The following is a 537-nucleotide window of genomic DNA, read 5'->3' as shown; positions in this document are numbered from 1 at the left end:
GCCGTTCGCCTATCTGGGCCTGGGTCAGTTCCTCCACGAACCTCCAGCGCAGGATCCTGCGCGAGCGCTCGTCGAGGTCGGCGATCATCGGGGCGAGTGCGTGGAAGTCCTCCACCAGTTCCAGCGCGCCGTCCTCGTTGCCGATGAAGTCGGCCAGGGCCGTCTCGCCGTCCTCGCCATTGCCTATGGCGGCGTCCAGGGAGGAGGAGCGGTAGCCGTTGGAGGCCAGCCGCGCCTCGATGACCTCCTCCTCGTCCAGGTTCATCAACTGGGACAGTTCGGCCACGGTGGGTGTGCGGCCCAGGCGGCTGCTCAGTTCCTCGGTGGCGCGTGCGAGTTGGACGCGGGCCTCCTGCAGGCGGCGCGGAACGTGCACCGCCCATGTGGTGTCACGGAAGAACCGCTTGATCTCTCCCACGATGTAGGGGATCGAGAAGGAGGTGAACTCCACCTCGCGGGAGAGCTCGAACCGGTCGATGGCCTTGATGAGACCGATCACACCGACTTGGACGATGTCCTCCATCTCCTCCGGGTTCC

General features: G+C 66.1%; 1 protein-coding gene. It reads right to left on the bottom strand.

Translation table 11 applies throughout. From position 1 onward, the window contains the following. Positions 1-537: sigma-70 family RNA polymerase sigma factor (locus ACLJPL_RS34145; RefSeq protein ID WP_411084823.1), on the bottom strand; the 537-nt coding region annotated here is incomplete at both ends.

The organism is Streptomyces sp. cmx-18-6 (genome assembly GCF_046548915.1).
Taxonomy (GTDB): Bacteria; Actinomycetota; Actinomycetes; order Streptomycetales; family Streptomycetaceae; genus Streptomyces.
The sequence above is the reverse complement of the archived record's forward strand: the minus strand, read 5'-3'. Positions and strand labels throughout refer to the sequence as shown.